Below are 19318 nucleotides of genomic sequence, written 5' to 3'. Positions count from 1 at the left end.
ACTTAAATAAACTAAAGAAAAAGGATAATGGAGTGGATTTTATGGAAAAGCAGAGAGAAAGATTTTCTTCAAGTTTAACGGCATTTCTTGCAACATTAAGTTCAGCTGTAGGTCTCGGGAATATATGGATGTTTCCTTATATGGTAGGTGAAAATGGTGGCGCAGCATTTATTATAGTTTATTTATGTTGTGTATTTTTTATAGGATTACCTACTTTAATAAGTGAATTTTCCATAGGAAGAGGAACTAGAAAAAATCTTTTAGGAGCAACAAAAATTGTAACAGAAAATAGAGTTTTTAGAAGTGTAGGAATTATAGGAATTATAGCTTCATATTCCATATTGTTCTTTTATACAGTTGTTGGTGGTTGGGTATATTCATATGTATTTAAATCTATAATAGGCACTTTTAGAGGAATAACAGCAGAAGGTACAGCTGAAATCTTTAGAGCAACAACATTAAGTATGGTAGAGCCTATAGCATGGCAATTAGCAATAGTTATAGTTGCTTCTATTATACTGGCTTTTGGTGTAAAGAGTGGTATAGAAAAGATAACTAAAGTAGCAATGCCATTACTTGTTATACTTCTTATAATATGTGCAGGTAGAAGTTTGACTCTTAGTGGAGCTATAGATGGAATTGTATTTTTGTTAAAACCTGATTTTTCTAAAATTTCATTTGAGGTAGTTTTAACGGCTTTAGGGTTAGCGTTTTTAAAGTTATCCATAGGAACTGGTTCAATGACTACATATAGTAGTTATTTTACAAGCGATAACAGCCTTATCGGAACAGGAACAAAGTTAGCATTTGCAGATACAGGGGTGTCGTTGCTTGCAGGACTTGCAATATTTCCAGCAGTATTTTCCTTTGGATTAGAACCTACAGGTGGACCAGGATTATTATTTAATACACTACCATTAATTTTTGAAAAGGTCCCAGGCGGGGAAGTATTATTAGTTATATTTTTCATGCTTACAGCGATGGCAGCAACTATGGCTACTATTTCAATAATAGAGGTTTTAATAGCTACATTTATAGAAGAATTTAAGTTTACAAGAAGAAAAGCCATAATAATAAACTTATTTATAATAATGTTTATAGGATCTTTGACGGCACTATCAGTAGGTGAAGGTGCTCTTTTAGCAGAGTTTAAAATATTTAATTATAACTTATTTGATTTATTTGATGTACTTACCAGCAAAGTGTTACTACCACTAAATGGATTGTTGTTTGTGATTTTATGTGGACACTTTGTAAAAAAAGAGTATATGAAAAAAGAATTAACTAATGACGGTCTTTTAAATAATAAGGCGTTGGCGGATTCAGTGTATTTTAATATAAAATACATTACTCCTGTGCTAATTATTATAGTTTTTATAAAAACTTTTATTTAAAAGTGGTGTTAAATATTGTATAATTAAGAAAAGTCCATAATTGGACTTTTTTTAGTTAACTAATTTATGAGTTATAAATAAATTAGTAAAAAGTGATATTTCCACTTATGAGGAGGTTTTTATGAAGGGAAAAATTTTAATTTGTGATGATGAAAAGGGTATATTGGAAATATTGGAGTTATATTTATCAAAGGAAGGCTATGATTTAGTTAAAGCAGTCAATGGAGAAGAAGCTATAAAAAGAGTAAAAGAAAATAGAGATTTAGATCTTGCAATTTTAGATATAATGATGCCTAAGATTGATGGATATAGGGTAGTGAAAGAAATAAGGGCTTTATATAATATTCCTATTATAATGTTATCAGCTAAAAATCAAGATTCAGATAAGATATTAGGATTAGATTTAGGTGCAGATGATTATATAACAAAGCCATTTAATCCATTAGAAGTGGTTGCTAGAGTTAATGCACAAATAAGAAGAAAGTATAACTTAAGTTCTAATGAAGAAAATAGGACAACCATTGTTATTGGTGACGTGTCTTTAGATTCTTATAATGTAAGAGTTATTGTACGTGGAGAAGAAATAGAGTTAACATCAATTGAATATGGAATATTAAAATTTCTTATGGAGAATGCAGGAAGAATACTTACAAAGAATCAAATATTCGAGACTGTGTGGAATGAAGAGTTTTTGAGTGGTGATAATACTATTATGGTTCATATTAGTAGATTAAGAGATAAGATAGAAGAGGATTCGAGAAACCCTGTATATCTAAAGACTGTAAGAGGATTAGGATATAAATTTGAAAAGAAGGTAAGGTAGTATGGGAAGAAAAAAAAATGAGCAACTTATGGTTGCTTTATTCAAATACTATATAACCTTTGTAATAATACTTGCCTGCATTTTTGTAGGCAGCTATTTTGTATTAGGGGTAAAGCTTTCTAATTACATAGAGGAAGGAAAGAATGTGCCCATATATAGTCTTATGAATGATGATTATTATGATTATAAAAATATAGATACTTCAGCTCTGAAAAGTATAGGAGGATATTTAGAAGTACTTGATAGTAATAAAAATGTAATTTATACAGATGGTAAGGCTAATAATGTTAAGAAAAGTTATACCGATAAGGAATTTGAAGATACTATTAGCATGGGAAATAAGGAATCTGAGTTTAATGTTATATGTAAGACTATAAATAAAAGTGAAGAAGAACATTATATAGCATTAATAATGATTCCTAGAGATAAGTTGACATTAACCTTGCATTTAAATAGTATGCCATATAGAGTTGGTAAACCATTGTACAAGGTGTATTTTAAGGTTATTGGAGCAGCTACTACTTTATTTTTAATAAGTATACTTATATATAGTATTTGGACTGCAAAGAAGATAAAGAGACCTCTTATGAAAATAGATGAGGCATTAGGAAAAGTTATTGAAGGTGAATATGAAGAAAAACTTGTTATTAAAGGGCAAAAGGAATTTATAGTTATAAGTGATACTATTAATTTCCTTATAGATAAATTAAAAAATAGTAAAGAAGAAAATGCTAGATTAGAGCAAAGTAAAACGAGAATGCTTATAGATTTATCACATGATATAAAGACACCAATTACTACCATTAGAGGTTTTTCAGCAGCACTTTATGAAGGACTTATTGAAGATGAAGAAAAAAAGGAAAGATATTATAAGACTATATATAATAAAGCAGAGCATGTCGGAGAACTAGTGGATGATTTATTTGAATATGTAAAAATGGATAGCACACAATATGTATTAAAACTAGAAAGTGTTGATATTTGTGAATTTACAAGACAAGTTTTAGTTAACTTCTATGATGAATTGGAAGAGAAAAACTTTGATCTTATAGTAAGGATTCCTGATGAAGCTATTAATTTTTCTATAGATGCAAGGTTATTTAGAAGAGTAATAAGTAACTTAATAGAAAATGCTATAAAATATAATCCTGAAGGAACAAAACTTAGAATAGAGATAAAGAATTTTAAAAGGTATTTGCTTTTAGAGGTTGCTGATAGTGGAGTAGGAATATCGGATACTATTCGTGACAAGGTATTTGATGTATTCGTACGAGGTGATGAAAGTAGAAGCAGTGATGGAGGCTCAGGATTAGGGTTAGCTATTGCAAAGAAAATAGTAGAAAATCATGGTGGAGAAATTGATTTATATACAGATAGAAAAGATGAAAGTACAGTTTTTTCAATAAAGATGTTTAGAAATACTTAATATAAGATTAGGATCTGGAGAATTTTGTTATTGTTCTCCAGATTTTTTTGTAGTATTAACCACCTAGAGTAATATCTTGCGTATTATACCAGTTAAGAGCTTCGTCCAAGTCTTCAGGTCTATAATCTGGCCAAAAGTTATCAATAACGTAGAAGTCTGAATATACTGATTGAACGGGAAGAAAACCACTTAGTCTTCGTCTACCTCCCCATCGTATAATTAGGTCAATTCTTGAAATATCGTTTGATCGTATATTATTAACTATGTTCTTTTTTGTTTTATCAGAATCTTTTAATAAGTTTAAATCCCATTCCCAACCGTAATTAACTAAAAAATTAACTTTTGTACCTCCATGGCCAAAGGTTTTTCTATTTGTAAATGGTAGAAGTTCTTTAGGAAATGAAGGGGAATTGGTATTGCCTATAACTAATAGTTCAGAGTTCTCTTTTGAGAGAATTTTAACCGACTTTATACAAGCGTTGATAAATGCTTCCTTTTGAACAGCAGGTCTTTTAGTATTATCTACGGTAAAGCCGTAGAATGTAATTTCTTTAATTCCGTACTTTTCGCATTGTTTAAAAAGTAATAATCCAGGATTAATTCCAAGGGCATATCCTTTATCTTTAGTCAATCCGTTACTTAAAGCCCAGCGTCTATTTCCATCAGGGATTATACCAATATGATTAGGGATTCTCATATTTTTCACTCCTTTAATAATAACTTAGATATAGTATTAGCTTTAAATAAATTATTATCCATTATAGTTAAATAAAGTTTAACTTAGTAGGGGAATATGTAATATATGAATAAAATTCTTGGAATATAGTACTTCAAGAGGTAAAATAAAGATATACATAAAAGAGGGGAGAAAAATTTATACAAGATGTTTTAAAATAGTGGAGATTCCACTATTTTTTCTAGTATAATAAAATCAGTTTACATAAGCATAGATTTGGAGAGGTAGTATGATTGGATTAATAGCTATTAAAAGAGATGTTCAAATAAATATAAGAGAAAAGTTAACTATAAAAGAAAGCAAAAAAGAAGATATTATAAATGAATTATTAAAAAAAGTTGAGGAAGTTGTTATAGTAAGTACTTGCAATAGAACAGAAATTTATTTGAATCATTCTTTAGATAAAGATAAAGTAATAAAAGAAATATTCAAAATAAGTGATTGGGATACTGAACTTTTATCATACATATTTTACAGAGAAGGAAGAGATGTTTATAAACATTTATTTGAAGTTGCTTGTGGATATCATTCAAAAATTATGGGAGAAGATCAAATACTTGGTCAAGTTAAAGAAGCTCATAATTATTCTGCAAAATTAAAGGGAGCGGGTGGCGAACTAGGGAGGTTATTTCAAGAGGCAGTTACTTGCGGAAAGAAATTTAGAAAAGAAGCTAATCTTTTTGAAATACCGGTATCAGCTGTCTCAATTGCAGTAAATAGCTTAATAAAAAGAGAATGCAAAAAGGTAATGGTTATTGGTTATGGAGAGATCGGAAAATTAACTATAAAATATTTACTAAGCCATAAGATTAAAGATATATATTTGGTGCTAAGAGATTCTAAAAAAGCAGAAGAGTTAAATGGTGTTAATATACTTAATTTTAAAGAAAAAAGTAAATATATTAATGATATGGATGCAGTAGTTTCTTGTACATCTGCGCCACATGTGGTTATAAGTAGAAATAATATTGATGAAAAAGGTAAGGATATAATTATATATGATATGGCAGTTCCAAGAGATGTGGATGAAGATTTAATAAATATAGATAGGGTAAAAGTATTTAATATAGATGAAATAAGTAAAATTGAAGATGACAATAGAAGTTTAAGAGTCCAGAGAATGAATTCCTATAGATATATAATTGAGAAATATATTAAAGAATATGATGAGTGGATTAAGCTTAGAAAGCTATCACCAACAATAAGAAATTTAAAAGATAATGGTAAAAAGATAAGTGAAAAGAGGATATTAACTTTTGAGCATAAAAGTAAAAGCCAGGAAGATTTAGCACTTGCAAAAATGCTTATAAATAGTACTTCAGATTCATATGTAAATAGAGCAATAGAGGTATTGAAGGAGGAATGGCTAAAGGATGGTGGAGAAGAATGTTTGAGAATCATAAGGAAGATCTTTCTGGAGGAGAAATAAGTTTTTCGATGCTTTCTCTTTTATCAAGTAAATTAAGGGTAGGTATAATAGGGGCAGGTAAAGGTGGATATATAAAAGCCAAACATTTATTAGAAAGAGGTTGCTATGTAGAGGTTCTTTCAATTGATTACGAGAAGAAATTTGAAGAGTTGTTAAAGTATAATTTAAAGATAATAAGAGGAGAATATAATAAAAGTTTTATTTTAGATAAACATTTAATAATTATTGTTATAGATAATGATGAGGATATAAGAAGAATTGAGCACGATTGTAATAGTTTGTATAAAATATATATAAATTCAAAATCATTTACTGAAGGGATGGGGGCTATTCCAGTTCAGAAAGATATGAAGAATTTTATCTTAGGTATTAGTTCAAAAGGAGGGAATCCAAAAGGTTCATTAATGATGGGTGAAAAAGCGGAAAATTATTTAAAAAAGTATGATGATTTTATTGGATATACAACTTCTATTAGAAATAAAGCTAAAAAATTTCCTAATCTAAAAAAAAGTATTACGAATTTTATGGCTTCTGAAGATTTCTTTTTCTTTTTCGAAAAAGGCAAAGAGAATGTGGTGCTAAAATTATTTTATGAGGATGATATGATATTATATGAAAGATGAATTAAGAGAAATAGAAATATTTAAGAATTTAAAGGATGAAACAATAGAAAGTTTATGTGAAATATGTAACGTAAGAGAAATAAAAAAAGGTGAGCAACTTTTCTATGATAAATATAAGGTTAATACAATTTTTATATTATTAAGTGGGAAGGCAGTACTTTATAAAATAAGTGAAAAAGCACAAAAGAAAATTATTTTTATATTAGGAAAAGGAAGTATATTAAACGACGTTATTTTAGATGATTTACCAGCTTCAATTAATTGTGAGGTCTTTGAAGATGCAGAAGTACTATGTTTTCAAAAGGATAGCTTTATTAGAGTGATGGAAAAAGATTTTAGCCTCACAAAGGAAGTTGTTAATTCTTTAGCTAAAAAGGTCAGAAGGTTATATAGGCAACTTAAAAATTCTACCCCTATAAAGGTAGAAAAACGGGTAGCAGCTAAGCTTTGGAAGCTAGCAAAAGACTATGGAATTAATAAAGAGAGTGGAACAGAAATTAACCTAAAAATATCCATAACATATTTAGCGGATATGTTTGGAACGCAAAGAGAAACCATATCTAGAGCTTTAAAGGTCCTACAAGATAAAGAGCTCATAGTAATTAAAAATAAAAAATTTGTAGTAAAAGATTTAGATGATTTAGCTAAGTTTTTTAAAAAATAATTCTAACAAACTCTGTGATTATTCTCACAGAGTTTTTTTTATATTGTTATTATAATAACAATATAAAATTGTGATTATAATAACAAAGTAAAGGAAGGAGTGAATTTAATGTTTGGAGATGAAATTAAAAAAGTATCAGAATCAGCAAAAGCAAAGATAGGTCTTTTACGTAATAATATAGTTGGTTATTTTATAAGTTCAATGCTTGCTGGAATTTATGTTGGAATTGGAATTATGCTTATATTTACAATTGGAGGATTACTTAGTAGTGGTGGATCGCCATTAACAAAAATTCTTATGGGGGTGTCCTTTGGTGTAGCATTAAGCTTAGTTATAATGGCAGGAGCAGAATTATTCACAGGTAATAATTTTGTTATGGCAGTTGGGTTTTTAAAGAAGACGGTTACTTTAGGAGATAGTATAAAGGTTTGGATAGTTAGTTTTATTGGAAACTTATTTGGATCAATATTAACTGGGTATATGTTTTATTTAGCAGGTCTTTCAAATGGACCAGTAGGAGAGTTTATTGCAAAAACTACAGAAACTAAAATGCATTTAGGAGGATCTCAGTTATTTTTTAGAGGAATACTTTGTAATCTTTTAGTGTGTTTAGCAACTTGGTGTTCTTTTAAATGTAAAGAAGAATCTTCAAAGTTAATTATGATTTTTTGGTGTCTTTTTGCATTTATAACAACAGGATTTGAACATAGTGTTGCCAATATGACACTTATGACAATAGGTCTGCTTTCTCCATTTTCTGCATCAGTGTCAGTATATGGATATGGATACAATCTTCTATTTGTAACTTTAGGAAACATGGTAGGAGGAATAGTATTTTTAGCAATACCTTATTACATAATTTCAAGAAATAAGAATAAATAAGAGGTGGATCATGGGATATAAAATTGACTTAAACAGTATGAACTTAGTTTTAGATAACTTGTCAAAGGAATATGAAATCTATGCACCAAAAGTATTTAAGGGTGAAGGAAGATTTTCAGATACAGATAGAGTTAAATATGGAAAAATAGAAAAAATTCAAGAAGTGGAGTTTAATGCAAAATCTTCATTTTCATATAAAGAAGTTTTACTTCCTATAACACAAACGTTATTTTTCTTTACAGAGGATACAGTACAAGAACCAAAAGCTAAAGAAAAGAAAGTGCTTATATTTTTAAGAAGTTGTGATATACACGCATTAAAAAGGATAGATGATATTTATTTAAGAAATAAGTTTGTTGATCCATATTATAAAAAGATTAGAGAAAATGCAAAATTTATTTTAATGGGTTGTACAAAAAGTTATGAAAATTGTTTCTGCGTAAATATGGAGACAAATAAAACAGATGAATATAATGCATATATAAAAGTATTAGGCAATGAAGTGCTTTTAGATGTTAAAGATGAAGAGTTTGAAGATATTCTAAAGAATATAGAAACAGCTAATGAGGATGTAACTCCTGACTTTGTAGAAGAAAACGAAGTTAAAGTTAATATTCCAAATAATTTAGATCTTTCTGTTATGGATTCAAAGATGTGGAATGAATACTCTGAAAGATGTATAGCTTGTGGTAGATGTAATTTTGTTTGTCCAACATGTACATGCTTTACAACACAAGATATATTCTATAAGGATAATGGTAAGGCTGGAGAGAGAAGAAGAGTTTGGGCATCTTGTCAAGTTGATGGATATACAGATATGGCAGGTGGACATAGCTTTAGAAGAGCAAAAGGCGAAAGAATGAGATATAAAGTCCTTCATAAAGTTTATGATTATAAGAAGAGATGGGGATATCATATGTGCGTTGGATGTGGAAGATGTGATGATATTTGTCCTGAGTATATATCTTTCTCAAATTGTATTAATAAATTAGAAAAAGCTATGGATGAGGTGAAATAACTATGCATAATGAATATTTACCATTTGTATCAGAAGTTTTAGATGTAATAGAGCATACAAAAATAGAATTTACTTTTAGAATGTCATTTAAAGGTGATGTTAAGCCAGGTCAATTCTTTGAAGTTTCAATACCTAAGTTTGGTGAAGCTCCAATTTCAGTAAGTGGAATAGGTGAGGATTATGTTGATCTTACAATTAGAAAAGTTGGTAAGGTTACTGATGAAATATTCACTAAATATAAAGGGGACAAGTTATTCTTAAGAGGACCATATGGAAATGGGTTTGATATAGAAAATTATAAAGGAAAAGAAGTTGTAATAGTTGCTGGAGGTACAGGATTATCACCAGTTAAAGGGATAGTTGATTATTTTTCAAACAATATTCAGGATGCTAAAAAAGTAACTGTTATTTCAGGATTTAAATCTCCTAACGATATTTTATTTAAAAATGATATAGAGACTTGGAAGAAAAATTTGAATTTCATACTTACAGTTGACGGAGCAGAAGAAGGCTATACAGGGAATGTTGGACTTGTAACTAAATATGTAAGTGAACTAAAGTTTGATAATATAGAAGATGTAGAAGTAATAGTTGTAGGACCTCCTATGATGATGAAATTTACTGTACAAGAGTTTTTGAAACTTGGAGTAGCAGAAGAGCAAGTCTGGATTTCTCAAGAGAGAAAAATGTGTTGTGGAGTTGGTAAGTGTGGACACTGTAGAATTGATGATACATACATTTGTTTAGATGGACCAGTATTTAATTACTCAAAGGGTAAATTATTAAGGGATTAGGAGGAGCAAAGTATGGATATTAATACTAAAAAGTTAAAAAAGAATGCTTTTAGAATAACAAAACACAGAGGAATAACAGCTTCAAGAGTAAGAGTTCCAGGTGGACATTTAAAGGCAGAATACCTTGGTTTAATTCAAGAAATAGCAGATAAATATGGTAATGGAACAGTTCATATGACTACAAGACAAGGTTTTGAAATACCAGGAATTAAATTTAGTGACATGGATGCAGTAAATGAATTACTTCAACCAATAATAGCTGGATTAGAAATAAATCAAGAAGTTCCAGGTAAAGGATACACAGCAGCAGGAACAAGAAATGTTTCAGCTTGTATAGGAAATAATGTTTGTCCTTACGCAAACTATAATACAACTAATTTTGCTAAGAGAATAGAGAAAGAAATATTCCCTAATGATCTTCACTTTAAGGTAGCATTAACAGGTTGTCCAAATGACTGTATTAAGGCTAGAAACCATGACTTTGGTATTTTAGGTATGACAATGCCGGAGTATAATAGAGATAGATGTATTTCATGTGGAGCTTGTGTAAGAGCATGTAAGAAGAAATCTACTGAAGCTTTACATATGGAAAACTATAAGATTGAAAGAGATCATGATAAATGTATTGGTTGTGGAGAATGTGTAATGAACTGCCCAACAGGTGCATGGACTAGAAGTAAAGAGAAATATTATAGATTAGTTATAATGGGAAGGTCTGGTAAGAAGAACCCAAGACTAGCTGAAGATTTTATAGTATGGGTTGATGAAGATAGTATAGTTAAGATTATAAAAAATACTTATGGCTATGTAGAGCAATATATTGATAAAGATGCTCCAGGTGGAAAAGAGCATATAGGATATATAGTTGATAGAACTGGTTTTATGGAATTTAAAAAGTGGGTTCTTGAAGGAGTAACTCTTTCTGATAAAGCTAAATTAAAAGAAAATATCTATTGGAGTGGAGTAAAATATTAAAATTTTACTTTATATAGTCTTATATTTATTACTTAAGTCTTAAGTAATGAATATAAGACTATTTTTCATAGTTTTAAGAAAGAATATAATTTATTGGACTAGATTTGACATAGAATATAAAATAGAATATAAGGAAAAATATACGTATTGATTACGAGGTGAATAATAATGGAGCTAATTATAGCTACTAGAAAGAGCAGCTTAGCACAAGTGCAGGCAGATAGAGTTATAGAATTATTAAAGAATAAAGAACATATAGATGCTAAAAAATTATTAATGGTTACAGAAGGGGACAGAAGACTTGATGTAACTTTAGATAAAATAGGTGGTAAGGGATTATTCACAAAAAATATAGAGACGGCATTACTTGAGGAAAAAGCTCATGCAGCTGTTCATAGCATGAAAGACGTACCATTTGATTTAGCAGAAGAATTTGAGCTTATAGCCTTGCCGGAAAGAGAAGATATTAGAGATGTGTTTATCTCAAGGGAAGGCATAAACTTTAAAAATTTAAAAAGTGGAGCTAAAATAGGAACTAGTAGCATAAGAAGAGGAAGGTTTCTAAAGGAAATAAGAAGTGATATAGAAATAGTTCCTATAAGAGGAAATGTTCAAACAAGGTTAGAAAAGATGAATGAACAGAAATTAGATGGAATAGTTTTAGCAGCAGCAGGATTGAAAAGATTAAATTTAGAAAATATTATTACAGATTATTTTGATCCAAGGATTTTCCTGCCAGCTATAGGACAGGGAGCTCTTGGTGTTGAGTGCTTAAAGAGAAGTAAGGTTAAAGAGCATTTTAAAAGGTTGGATTCTATAGAAACAAGAATAACAGTTGAAGCTGAAAGAAGTTTTATGAAAGCTTTAAATGGAGACTGTCATAGTCTAATAGGTGCTTATACTAAACTCGAAGGTACGGACATATATATGATAGGTGCCTATGAAGTGAATAATAAGATTGTAAAAAAAGATATACGAGGCAAAGTAGAAGATAACATAGAGATTGGTAAAATCTTAGCTCAAAAAATATTAGGAGATGGTAGGTAAATTTATGGGTAAAGTATATATAATAGGAACTGGTCCTGGCGATGAAGAATTACTGACACTAAAGGCAGTAAAAGCATTAGAAAAATGTACAGCTGTTCTTTATGATAGATTAATATCAAATAATGTACTAAACTATTTAAATGAAGACTGTGAAATATATTACTGTGGAAAAGAACCAGGAGGGCACTATAAAACTCAAGAAGAAATAAATGAAATGATAGTGAAACTAGCGAAAAAAGGCCATATAGTTGGTCGTATTAAAGGTGGAGATCCTTACGTTTTTGGTAGAGGTGGGGAAGAAGTATTAACTCTTCAAGCTGAAAATATTGATTTTGAAGTTATACCAGGAATACCTTCACCCATATCTGTTTTAAATTATGCAGGGATACCTATAACTCATAGAGGGAAAGCTCAAAGTTTTCATGTTGTAACAGGAATGTCTGCAAGTGTTCTTAATGTTAATTTTGAAGCTCTAGCTAAAGAAGATGGAACATTAGTATTTATGATGGGATTAAATAACCTTCATGATATAATGGAAAAATTAATTGAGCATGGAAAAGATAAAGTAACACCAGCAGCAGTTATAATGAGAGGGACTTCATCAAAGCAAAAAAAAGTAGTAGGTACAATAAATGATATTGAAGAAAAAGTAATAGAGGGGGGCTTGAAGTCTCCATGTATAATAGTAGTTGGGGAAGTAGTTACTCTTAATGAATATTTAGCTTGGTATGAAAAAAAGCCTTTATATGGATGGAATATATGTATAACTAGATCTCGGGAACAAGCATCAAGTTTAAAGGAAAAGCTGATAGAATTAGGATCAGAGGTTACTGAAATTAATTCAATTAAGATAGAAAATACAGCTAATAATTTAGAACCATATCTAATTAAGTTAGATAAATATGATCATATATTATTTACTTCAGTAAATGGAGTTAATATATTTTTTGATTATTTATATAGAAGAAATATTGATATAAGACAGATAAGAGCAAAAGTTTCAGTAATAGGAAAGGCAACTAGAAAGGCTTTGGAAAAAAGAGGAATTTTGCCATTTAAAACAGCAAGGGAGTTTGTTGGAGAAGGACTTGTATCAGCTTTAAAACCAAGTATTGAAAAAGGGGAAAGAGTTTTAATTCCATGTTCTTCTAAGAGTAGAGAACTTTTAAAAGAAGAATTGGAGAAGTTAGGAGCTAAAGTAGATAGGATAAATATTTATGATACAGTGGCAGGAAGAGTATTAAATAGGAATAGCTTTCAAGAAGTTGATATAATTTTATTTACAAGCCCTAGTACAGTTAATAACATGATAGAAATGATAGGTCTTGAGAAGATTAAAGAAAAAAAGGCTATAGCAATTGGTCCTAAGACTTTGAAAACATTAAAAGAAAAGGGTTTAGATGGGCATATGTGTAGCAAGCATTCTGAAGAGGGGTTCTTGGAGGAAATAACAGAATTAATAAAAGAAGGTGCAAAATTTTAATGATTAATAGAGGAAGAAGACTTAGAGCAAGCGAAAGTATTAGAAGCTTAGTAAGAGAGACAGAACTGTCAGTAAAGGACTTTATATTACCAATATTTGTGGTTGAGGGAGAAAATATTAAAAAAGAAATTTCTTCAATGCCAGGATGTTATCATTATTCTTTAGATAGATTAGAAGAAATTATAAAAGAAATTAAAGATGCAGGTGTTTTGGGCGTTTTATTATTTGGAATACCAAATAAAAAGGATGCTTGTGGTTCAGAAAGTTTTAATGATGAGGGGATAGTTCAAAAAGCAGTAAGAAAAATAAAAGAAATAGATAGTTCTATTTATGTAATAACTGATGTTTGCATGTGTGAATATACTGATCATGGTCACTGCGGTATTTTGCATGGTGAATATGTTGATAATGATGAAACATTAGAATACTTAGGGAAAATTTCAGTGTCACATGCAAAGGCAGGTGCAGATATGATTTCTCCTTCAGATATGATGGATGGAAGAATTGGTTACATTAGAGATGCTTTAGATGAAGCTGGATTTATTAATGTACCTATAATGAGCTATTCAGCTAAATACTGTTCAGCATTTTATGGTCCATTTAGAGAAGCAGCTGATTCCGCACCAAAGTTTGGTGATAGAAAGACATATCAAATGGATCCAGCTAATAGATTAGAAGCATTTAGAGAAGTTGAGATGGATATCAATGAAGGTGCTGATATAATTATGATTAAGCCAGCATTATCTTATCTTGATATAATAAGAGAAGTAAGAAGTAGCACAGATGTTCCAATAGCTGCGTATAGCGTAAGTGGGGAATACTCAATGATTAAGGCAGCAGCTCAGGCCGGATTTATTGATGAAGAGAGAGTGGTTATGGAAATGCTTACTTCTATAAAGAGAGCTGGAGCAAAGATTATAATAACATATCATGCAATTTATGCAGCTAATATTTTAAGTAAAAGAGGATAAGAATATGTCAAATGAAAAGATTTTTAATGAAAGCAAAAAGTTTATGCCAGGTGGTGTTAATAGCCCAGTTAGAGCTTATAGGGGCATGGGAATAAATCCTCCTATAATAAAGTCTGGTAAAGGTGCTGTAATAGTAGATGAAGATGGAAATGAATATATAGATTTTGTGCTTGCATGGGGTCCTTTAATACTTGGACACTGTAATGATACTGTGGTAGAAGCTATTAAAGAGACTTCTGAGAAGGCTTTAGCATTTGGGGCACCAACAAATTTGGAACTTAAAATGAGTAAATTCATATGTGAAAACATGCCTTCAGTTGAGATGGTTAGAATGGTTAATTCAGGTACAGAAGCTACTATGAGCGCAATAAAGTTAGCTAGAGGATATACAAAAAGAGATAAGATAGTTAAGTTTGCAGGATGTTACCATGGCCACTTTGATGGATTTTTAGTAGAAGCTGGTTCTGGAGTCTTAACAGAAGGAATACCAGGTTCTTTAGGAGTACCAGAAGATAGTGTTAAGAATACATTAATAGGTATATATAATGATGAAAAGCAAGTTGCAAGTTTATTTAAAAAATATGGAGATGAAATTGCAGCTGTAATTATAGAACCTGTAGCAGGAAATATGGGAGTAGTTAAAGCTGAAAATGAATTCATGCAAGTTTTAAGAACTTTATGTAATAGATATGGAGCCTTACTAATATTTGATGAAGTCATGTCAGGCTTTAGAGTTTCCTTTAAAGGAGCTCAAAATTTATTTAACGTATCACCAGATTTAGTTACATATGCAAAGATTATTGGTGGCGGACTTCCTTCAGGAGCTTATGGTGGAAAGAGAGAAATAATGGAGAATCTTTCACCAAAGGGGGGAGTATATCAAGCTGGGACTATGTCAGGGAATCCAATAGTAATGGCAGCAGGGCTTTCTACATTAAACCAATTATATGATCATCCAGAATATTATAACCATATTGAATCAGTGGGAAGAAAGCTTGAAGAAGGTTTATATAAGATCAGTGAAAAATATAATTTGCCAATATGGATAAATAGAGTTGGTGGAATGATGACTTTATTCTTTAGTGATGAAAGAGTTGATTCTTATGATAAGGTTAAAAAGTGTAATGTAGATAGATTTAACAGATATTTTGTACACATGCTTAAGAGCGGAATTCATTTACCTCCATCACAGTTTGAAACATTCTTCTTATCAACAGAACATAATATAACACATGTATATAAATTTATTAAAGCCTTTGAAGAATTTGCAAAGAAGGAAATGGATTAATTATGAAAAAGGTCATACTGTTAACTTCTTTTGGAACCTCTGAAAAAAATGATATAGAGAGATGTTTATATCCTATTAGGGATGATATCAAAAAAGAATTTCAATCCTATGAGGTATTTACAGTTTTTACATCTAAAATTATAAGAGAAAGACTTTTATTAAAATATGATATGCAAATATTTAGTTTAGAAGGAAGTCTTAAAAGATTAGAAGAGAAGGGCTATGAAGAAATAATAATATTACCTTTATACTTAATAGAAAATGAAGAACATAAAGCGCTTCAAAAGTTGGTTTTAGAGAGAAAGGATTCATTTAGATTCCTTTCTCTTTTAGAACCACTATTATCTTTAGATAACAAAGGGAATCTTAAAAATGTGGAAAGCCTTATTACTGCAATTAGTAAGGTTTCTAAGAATAAAGAAAGTATGTTATTTGTTGGTCATGGAATTAAGAATAAGATAAATATACCGTTTATCAGATTAAAAGAAGAATTATATAGAAGAAATATAAAAAATATATATTTTTCTACCTTTGAAGGAAGACCAAATTTCGATGAAACAGTGCAGAAAATATTTGAAGATAGAATTGATTATATAAGACTAACTAGTTTTTTAATTTTTTCAGGTTATCATTCTAAAAAAGATATTTTTGGAGAAATGGAAACTTCATATTGTTCAAAGTTAAAAGCTCTTGGAGTTAAGGTTGAAGAAGATATGCTATCATTAGGAGAAAGAGAAGAGTTTAGAAAAATTTTTATTGAGCTACTGAGAAAATATGTAAACAACTAAGTTTTAAGTAAATATTGCCATAATTGTAGAAAAAATATATAATTAGACAGAGAAGAAGTAAATGGTTTCAATGGGGTGGAGGGATAATATGAACGAGATAGCAGTTAGCAATTTGCTATTGATTTTTTCTTTTCTATTTTTTATAGCAAATTATATAGTATCATCTATGGCAATGTTTAAAATATCTAAGTTAGAAAAAGTAAGTAAACCATGGTTTGCATGGCTTCCAATATGTAATGATTATTTACTAATTAAACTAGGAAATGGCTCAATGTGGTTTATTATATTATCTATAGCTAGTTTAATTACAGGTGGTCCAGCTTTAAGCTTAGGGCTAGAGAGCATAGAGACTATTGGGCTTATAATAACCGCAGCTTGGGTTATATATAAATTATTTATTTATAATAGAATATGTGATAGATATGAAATAAATATATTAATATTTGTTTTTGGATTTTTGTGTCAACTAATTGGGCAATTCATTATTATAGGTATCATTGTAACAATAGTAGGACATGTTTTATTATATAGAAGTGCAGCTAAGGGGATAGAAGGAAAAACTATTATTGAATCAAAAGTTATATTTTCAAAATCAGGTAAAAAGAAGAATAAATGATTACTATATTGGGCATCTTAATAAGATGCCTTTCTAAGTTTTTTGTAGTTAAATAGCGGTATTTGATATATAATATAGGAAAGGAGTGATTGTATGGACGATAGAATTATAGATTTTAATGAGCTTAAAAATAAGGCTAAGGAAAAAGATGTAGATAAGCTTGAAGACTATATGTACTCTTTATACTATGAAATGGCAGAAGGTAAAATCACTATGGCTGAATTTACTCAAAAAATATATAAATATATGGAAGAAAATAATATTTCACAAGATAAATTCTTAAATATTCAAAAGAAGCTTATGGAGAGATATGGATTTGATTCTTCTATTATTGATGATCAATTAAAAAAAGTTGGAGTAAATATAGATGTAAGCTATGAAAGCATAAAAAAGACTATGGGCTTTCAAGAAAAGTATAAAAGTGGACTTGAAAATAAGACCGTTTTTATTTATAAAATAAAGAATGACAAAAATAATGTTGAAATAACTATGGAAGAAGAAAATGTAATTATTCAAAGTGAAGGTAAAATAGATCTTGGCGATTTGGAGTTAAGTGATTTATTATGTTCTTATAAGAAAGTTAGAGGGGATAAACTATTATCCATAAAATTATGTGAGAATATAAAAAAATATGAGTACTAAATAAAATGGAGAAGGGATAAATATGTCTCTTCTCCATTTAAATTATATATAACTTTTGAAATTTCCCAGTTTCTTTTTTGACAAAATCCTTTATAATATAAGAAGGTTATTTAAGAATTGATTTTAGGAGGAAGGTATGAGCGTACTACAAGTTAAAGATATGAATCACGGTTTTGGAGACAGAGCAATTTTTGAAGATGTTTCCTTCAGATTATTAAAGGGAGAACATGTAGGTCTTATTGGTGCAAATGGTGAAGGTAAATCTACATTTATGAATATAGTTACAGGGAAATTAATGCCAGATGAAGGTAAGGTAATTTGGTCTAATAATGTTAGAGTTGGATATATGGATCAACATGCTGCCCTTCAAAAGGGAGAAAGTATAAGAGATGCTTTAAGAGATGCATTTAGATATCTTTTTGATATGGAAACAGAAATGAATGGACTATATGAAAAGATGGGAGATTGTACTCCAGAAGAACTTGAAAAAATGCTTGAAAGAACAGCTGTTATTCAGGATCTTTTAGACAACAATGGATTTTATGTTATTGATGCAAAAGTAGAAGAAGTAGCAAAAGGACTTGGATTATTAGATTTAGGTCTTGATAAAGATGTAGATGATTTATCAGGTGGACAAAGAACTAAGATCCTTTTAGGAAAACTTTTACTTCAAAATCCGGATATACTTTTACTAGATGAGCCTACTAACTATTTAGATGAAGAGCATATAGAATGGTTAAAGAGATATTTACAAAACTATGAAAATGCATTTATATTAATATCTCATGATATTCCGTTTTTAAATTCAGTAGTTAACTTAATATATCACGTTGAAGAAAGAAAGCTTACAAGATATGTGGGGGACTATGATGAGTTTAAGAGAATATATGAAGAAAACAAAAAGAGACTAGAAGCAGCATATGAAAAGCAACAAAAGGAAATAGCAAAACTTGAAGACTTTGTTGCTAGAAATAAGGCAAATGTTGCAACTTCTAATATGGCTAAATCAAGACAAAAGAAACTTGATAAGATGGAAGTAATAGAACTTTCAAAGGAAAAACCAAAACCAGAGTTTAACTTTAAAGCTGCAAGATCTTCAGGAAAGGTTATATTTGAAACTAAGGATTTAGTAATAGGATATGATAGCCCATTAACAAAACCTTTAAATCTTTATATGGAAAGAGGACAAAAGGTTGCATTAGTTGGAGCAAATGGTCTAGGAAAATCAACTCTTTTAAAAAGTCTTCTAGGAATAGTTAAGCCTTTAAGCGGAGAAGTTGAAAAAGGTGATTATCAACATATAGGGTACTTTGAACAAGAAGATAGAAGTGGAAATACTAATACTTGTATAGAAGAAGTATGGAGTGAATTTCCATCATATACTCAATATGAAATAAGAGCAGCACTAGCTAAGTGCGGACTTACAACTAAGCAATTAGAATCTAAGATAATGGTGTTATCAGGAGGAGAAGCTGCTAAGGTTAGATTATGTAAGATTATAAATAATGAAACAAACATATTAATCTTAGATGAGCCTACTAACCATTTAGATCAAGATGCTAAGGATGAACTTAAGAGAGCACTTAAGGAATTTAAGGGATCTATTTTGCTTGTATCCCATGAACCTGAGTTTTATAGGGATGTAGTTACAGATATTTGGAACTGTGAGGAATGGACAACTAAAATTGTATAATGAAATTTTACAGGAGTTAGTGCTAA

General features: G+C 29.8%; 19 protein-coding genes. 18 read left to right on the top strand and 1 reads right to left on the bottom strand.

Annotated elements, in window-relative coordinates; genetic code table 11:
• The first annotated feature begins 41 nt into the window (after positions 1-41).
• From H9661_RS09845 to H9661_RS09835, 3 genes are all read left to right on the top strand, one after another.
• Positions 42-1394 (top strand): sodium-dependent transporter, encoded by a 1353-nt coding sequence (locus tag H9661_RS09845; protein WP_143316183.1) that lies wholly within the window; start codon positions 42-44, stop codon positions 1392-1394.
• A 121-nt stretch (positions 1395-1515) separates the two neighbouring features.
• Positions 1516-2217 carry a response regulator transcription factor gene (locus H9661_RS09840; protein WP_143316184.1) on the top strand — a complete coding sequence of 234 codons (702 nt, stop codon included), beginning with the start codon at positions 1516-1518 and terminating at the stop codon, positions 2215-2217.
• 1 nt (position 2218) lies between these two features.
• The gene (locus H9661_RS09835; RefSeq protein ID WP_191768543.1) at positions 2219-3643 is read left to right on the top strand and encodes a sensor histidine kinase; all 1425 of its coding nucleotides are present in this window, start codon (positions 2219-2221) and stop codon (positions 3641-3643) included.
• A 55-nt stretch (positions 3644-3698) separates the two neighbouring features.
• On the opposite strand, the gene H9661_RS09830 is transcribed toward H9661_RS09835, so the two are convergent.
• On the bottom strand, positions 3699-4340 hold the full coding sequence (locus H9661_RS09830; protein ID WP_191768541.1) for an undecaprenyl diphosphate synthase family protein: 642 nt from the start codon (positions 4338-4340) through the stop codon (positions 3699-3701).
• Positions 4341-4608: 268 nt separating this feature from the next.
• On the opposite strand from H9661_RS09830, the gene hemA reads away from it, so the two are divergent.
• The 15 genes from hemA to H9661_RS09755 all read left to right on the top strand — a co-directional run bounded on the left by hemA (position 4609) and on the right by H9661_RS09755 (position 19292).
• Positions 4609-5808: a glutamyl-tRNA reductase gene (gene hemA / locus H9661_RS09825; protein WP_143316187.1), complete on the top strand. Its 1200-nt coding sequence runs from the start codon at positions 4609-4611 to the stop codon at positions 5806-5808.
• Positions 5766-6431: an NAD(P)-dependent oxidoreductase gene (locus H9661_RS09820; RefSeq protein WP_185966767.1), complete on the top strand. Its 666-nt coding sequence runs from the start codon at positions 5766-5768 to the stop codon at positions 6429-6431. The genes hemA and H9661_RS09820 overlap by 43 nt, the downstream gene beginning before the upstream one ends.
• Positions 6421-7095, top strand: coding sequence for a Crp/Fnr family transcriptional regulator (locus tag H9661_RS09815; protein WP_143316189.1), 675 nt, complete (start codon positions 6421-6423; stop codon positions 7093-7095). The genes H9661_RS09820 and H9661_RS09815 overlap by 11 nt, the downstream gene beginning before the upstream one ends.
• A gap of 108 nt (positions 7096-7203) precedes the next feature.
• Entirely contained in the window at positions 7204-7977 is a 774-nt protein-coding gene (locus tag H9661_RS09810; RefSeq protein ID WP_143316190.1) for a formate/nitrite transporter family protein, read from the top strand.
• A gap of 10 nt (positions 7978-7987) precedes the next feature.
• Complete coding sequence (asrA, locus tag H9661_RS09805) at positions 7988-8995, top strand: anaerobic sulfite reductase subunit AsrA (RefSeq protein ID WP_143316191.1); 1008 nt, start codon at positions 7988-7990, stop codon at positions 8993-8995.
• Positions 8996-8997: 2 nt separating this feature from the next.
• The gene (gene asrB, locus H9661_RS09800) at positions 8998-9789 is read left to right on the top strand and encodes an anaerobic sulfite reductase subunit AsrB (RefSeq protein WP_143316192.1); all 792 of its coding nucleotides are present in this window, start codon (positions 8998-9000) and stop codon (positions 9787-9789) included.
• Positions 9790-9801: 12 nt separating this feature from the next.
• Positions 9802-10764, top strand: a complete 963-nt coding sequence (gene asrC, locus H9661_RS09795) for a sulfite reductase subunit C (RefSeq protein ID WP_143316193.1) — start codon at positions 9802-9804, stop codon at positions 10762-10764.
• 168 nt (positions 10765-10932) lie between these two features.
• Positions 10933-11811 (top strand): hydroxymethylbilane synthase, encoded by an 879-nt coding sequence (gene hemC / locus H9661_RS09790; RefSeq protein ID WP_191768539.1) that lies wholly within the window; start codon positions 10933-10935, stop codon positions 11809-11811.
• 4 nt (positions 11812-11815) lie between these two features.
• Positions 11816-13294 (top strand): uroporphyrinogen-III C-methyltransferase, encoded by a 1479-nt coding sequence (gene cobA, locus H9661_RS09785; protein WP_191768536.1) that lies wholly within the window; start codon positions 11816-11818, stop codon positions 13292-13294.
• The gene (hemB, locus tag H9661_RS09780; protein WP_191768534.1) at positions 13294-14265 is read left to right on the top strand and encodes a porphobilinogen synthase; all 972 of its coding nucleotides are present in this window, start codon (positions 13294-13296) and stop codon (positions 14263-14265) included. Before cobA ends, hemB begins: the two co-directional genes overlap by 1 nt.
• Before the next feature lie 4 nt (positions 14266-14269).
• Positions 14270-15553, top strand: coding sequence for a glutamate-1-semialdehyde 2,1-aminomutase (gene hemL / locus H9661_RS09775; protein WP_191768532.1), 1284 nt, complete (start codon positions 14270-14272; stop codon positions 15551-15553).
• Between the two features lie 2 nt (positions 15554-15555).
• The gene (locus H9661_RS09770) at positions 15556-16341 is read left to right on the top strand and encodes a sirohydrochlorin cobaltochelatase (protein WP_191768530.1); all 786 of its coding nucleotides are present in this window, start codon (positions 15556-15558) and stop codon (positions 16339-16341) included.
• Between the two features lie 88 nt (positions 16342-16429).
• Entirely contained in the window at positions 16430-16957 is a 528-nt protein-coding gene (locus H9661_RS09765) for a hypothetical protein (RefSeq protein WP_191768528.1), read from the top strand.
• Between the two features lie 93 nt (positions 16958-17050).
• The gene (locus H9661_RS09760) at positions 17051-17599 is read left to right on the top strand and encodes a DUF3867 domain-containing protein (RefSeq protein WP_191768526.1); all 549 of its coding nucleotides are present in this window, start codon (positions 17051-17053) and stop codon (positions 17597-17599) included.
• Positions 17600-17735: 136 nt separating this feature from the next.
• Complete coding sequence (locus H9661_RS09755; RefSeq protein ID WP_143316201.1) at positions 17736-19292, top strand: ABC-F family ATP-binding cassette domain-containing protein; 1557 nt, start codon at positions 17736-17738, stop codon at positions 19290-19292.
• Positions 19293-19318: the final 26 nt, after the last annotated feature.

The organism is Clostridium cibarium (genome assembly GCF_014836335.1).
GTDB lineage: Bacteria > Bacillota > Clostridia > Clostridiales > Clostridiaceae > Clostridium > Clostridium cibarium.
Note: the sequence above shows the minus strand (reverse complement) of the source record. Positions and strands in the feature narration are given on the sequence as shown.

Coding starts and splice junctions, on each gene's coding strand:
- H9661_RS09845 (WP_143316183.1), top strand. CDS start 42: ATGGAAAAGCAGAGAGAAAGATTTTCTTCAAGTTTAACGGCATTTCTT.
- H9661_RS09840 (WP_143316184.1), top strand. CDS start 1,516: ATGAAGGGAAAAATTTTAATTTGTGATGATGAAAAGGGTATATTGGAA.
- H9661_RS09835 (WP_191768543.1), top strand. CDS start 2,219: ATGGGAAGAAAAAAAAATGAGCAACTTATGGTTGCTTTATTCAAATAC.
- H9661_RS09830 (WP_191768541.1), bottom strand. CDS start 4,340: ATGAGAATCCCTAATCATATTGGTATAATCCCTGATGGAAATAGACGC.
- hemA (WP_143316187.1), top strand. CDS start 4,609: ATGATTGGATTAATAGCTATTAAAAGAGATGTTCAAATAAATATAAGA.
- H9661_RS09820 (WP_185966767.1), top strand. CDS start 5,766: ATGTTTGAGAATCATAAGGAAGATCTTTCTGGAGGAGAAATAAGTTTT.
- H9661_RS09815 (WP_143316189.1), top strand. CDS start 6,421: ATGAAAGATGAATTAAGAGAAATAGAAATATTTAAGAATTTAAAGGAT.
- H9661_RS09810 (WP_143316190.1), top strand. CDS start 7,204: ATGTTTGGAGATGAAATTAAAAAAGTATCAGAATCAGCAAAAGCAAAG.
- asrA (WP_143316191.1), top strand. CDS start 7,988: ATGGGATATAAAATTGACTTAAACAGTATGAACTTAGTTTTAGATAAC.
- asrB (WP_143316192.1), top strand. CDS start 8,998: ATGCATAATGAATATTTACCATTTGTATCAGAAGTTTTAGATGTAATA.
- asrC (WP_143316193.1), top strand. CDS start 9,802: ATGGATATTAATACTAAAAAGTTAAAAAAGAATGCTTTTAGAATAACA.
- hemC (WP_191768539.1), top strand. CDS start 10,933: ATGGAGCTAATTATAGCTACTAGAAAGAGCAGCTTAGCACAAGTGCAG.
- cobA (WP_191768536.1), top strand. CDS start 11,816: ATGGGTAAAGTATATATAATAGGAACTGGTCCTGGCGATGAAGAATTA.
- hemB (WP_191768534.1), top strand. CDS start 13,294: ATGATTAATAGAGGAAGAAGACTTAGAGCAAGCGAAAGTATTAGAAGC.
- hemL (WP_191768532.1), top strand. CDS start 14,270: ATGTCAAATGAAAAGATTTTTAATGAAAGCAAAAAGTTTATGCCAGGT.
- H9661_RS09770 (WP_191768530.1), top strand. CDS start 15,556: ATGAAAAAGGTCATACTGTTAACTTCTTTTGGAACCTCTGAAAAAAAT.
- H9661_RS09765 (WP_191768528.1), top strand. CDS start 16,430: ATGAACGAGATAGCAGTTAGCAATTTGCTATTGATTTTTTCTTTTCTA.
- H9661_RS09760 (WP_191768526.1), top strand. CDS start 17,051: ATGGACGATAGAATTATAGATTTTAATGAGCTTAAAAATAAGGCTAAG.
- H9661_RS09755 (WP_143316201.1), top strand. CDS start 17,736: ATGAGCGTACTACAAGTTAAAGATATGAATCACGGTTTTGGAGACAGA.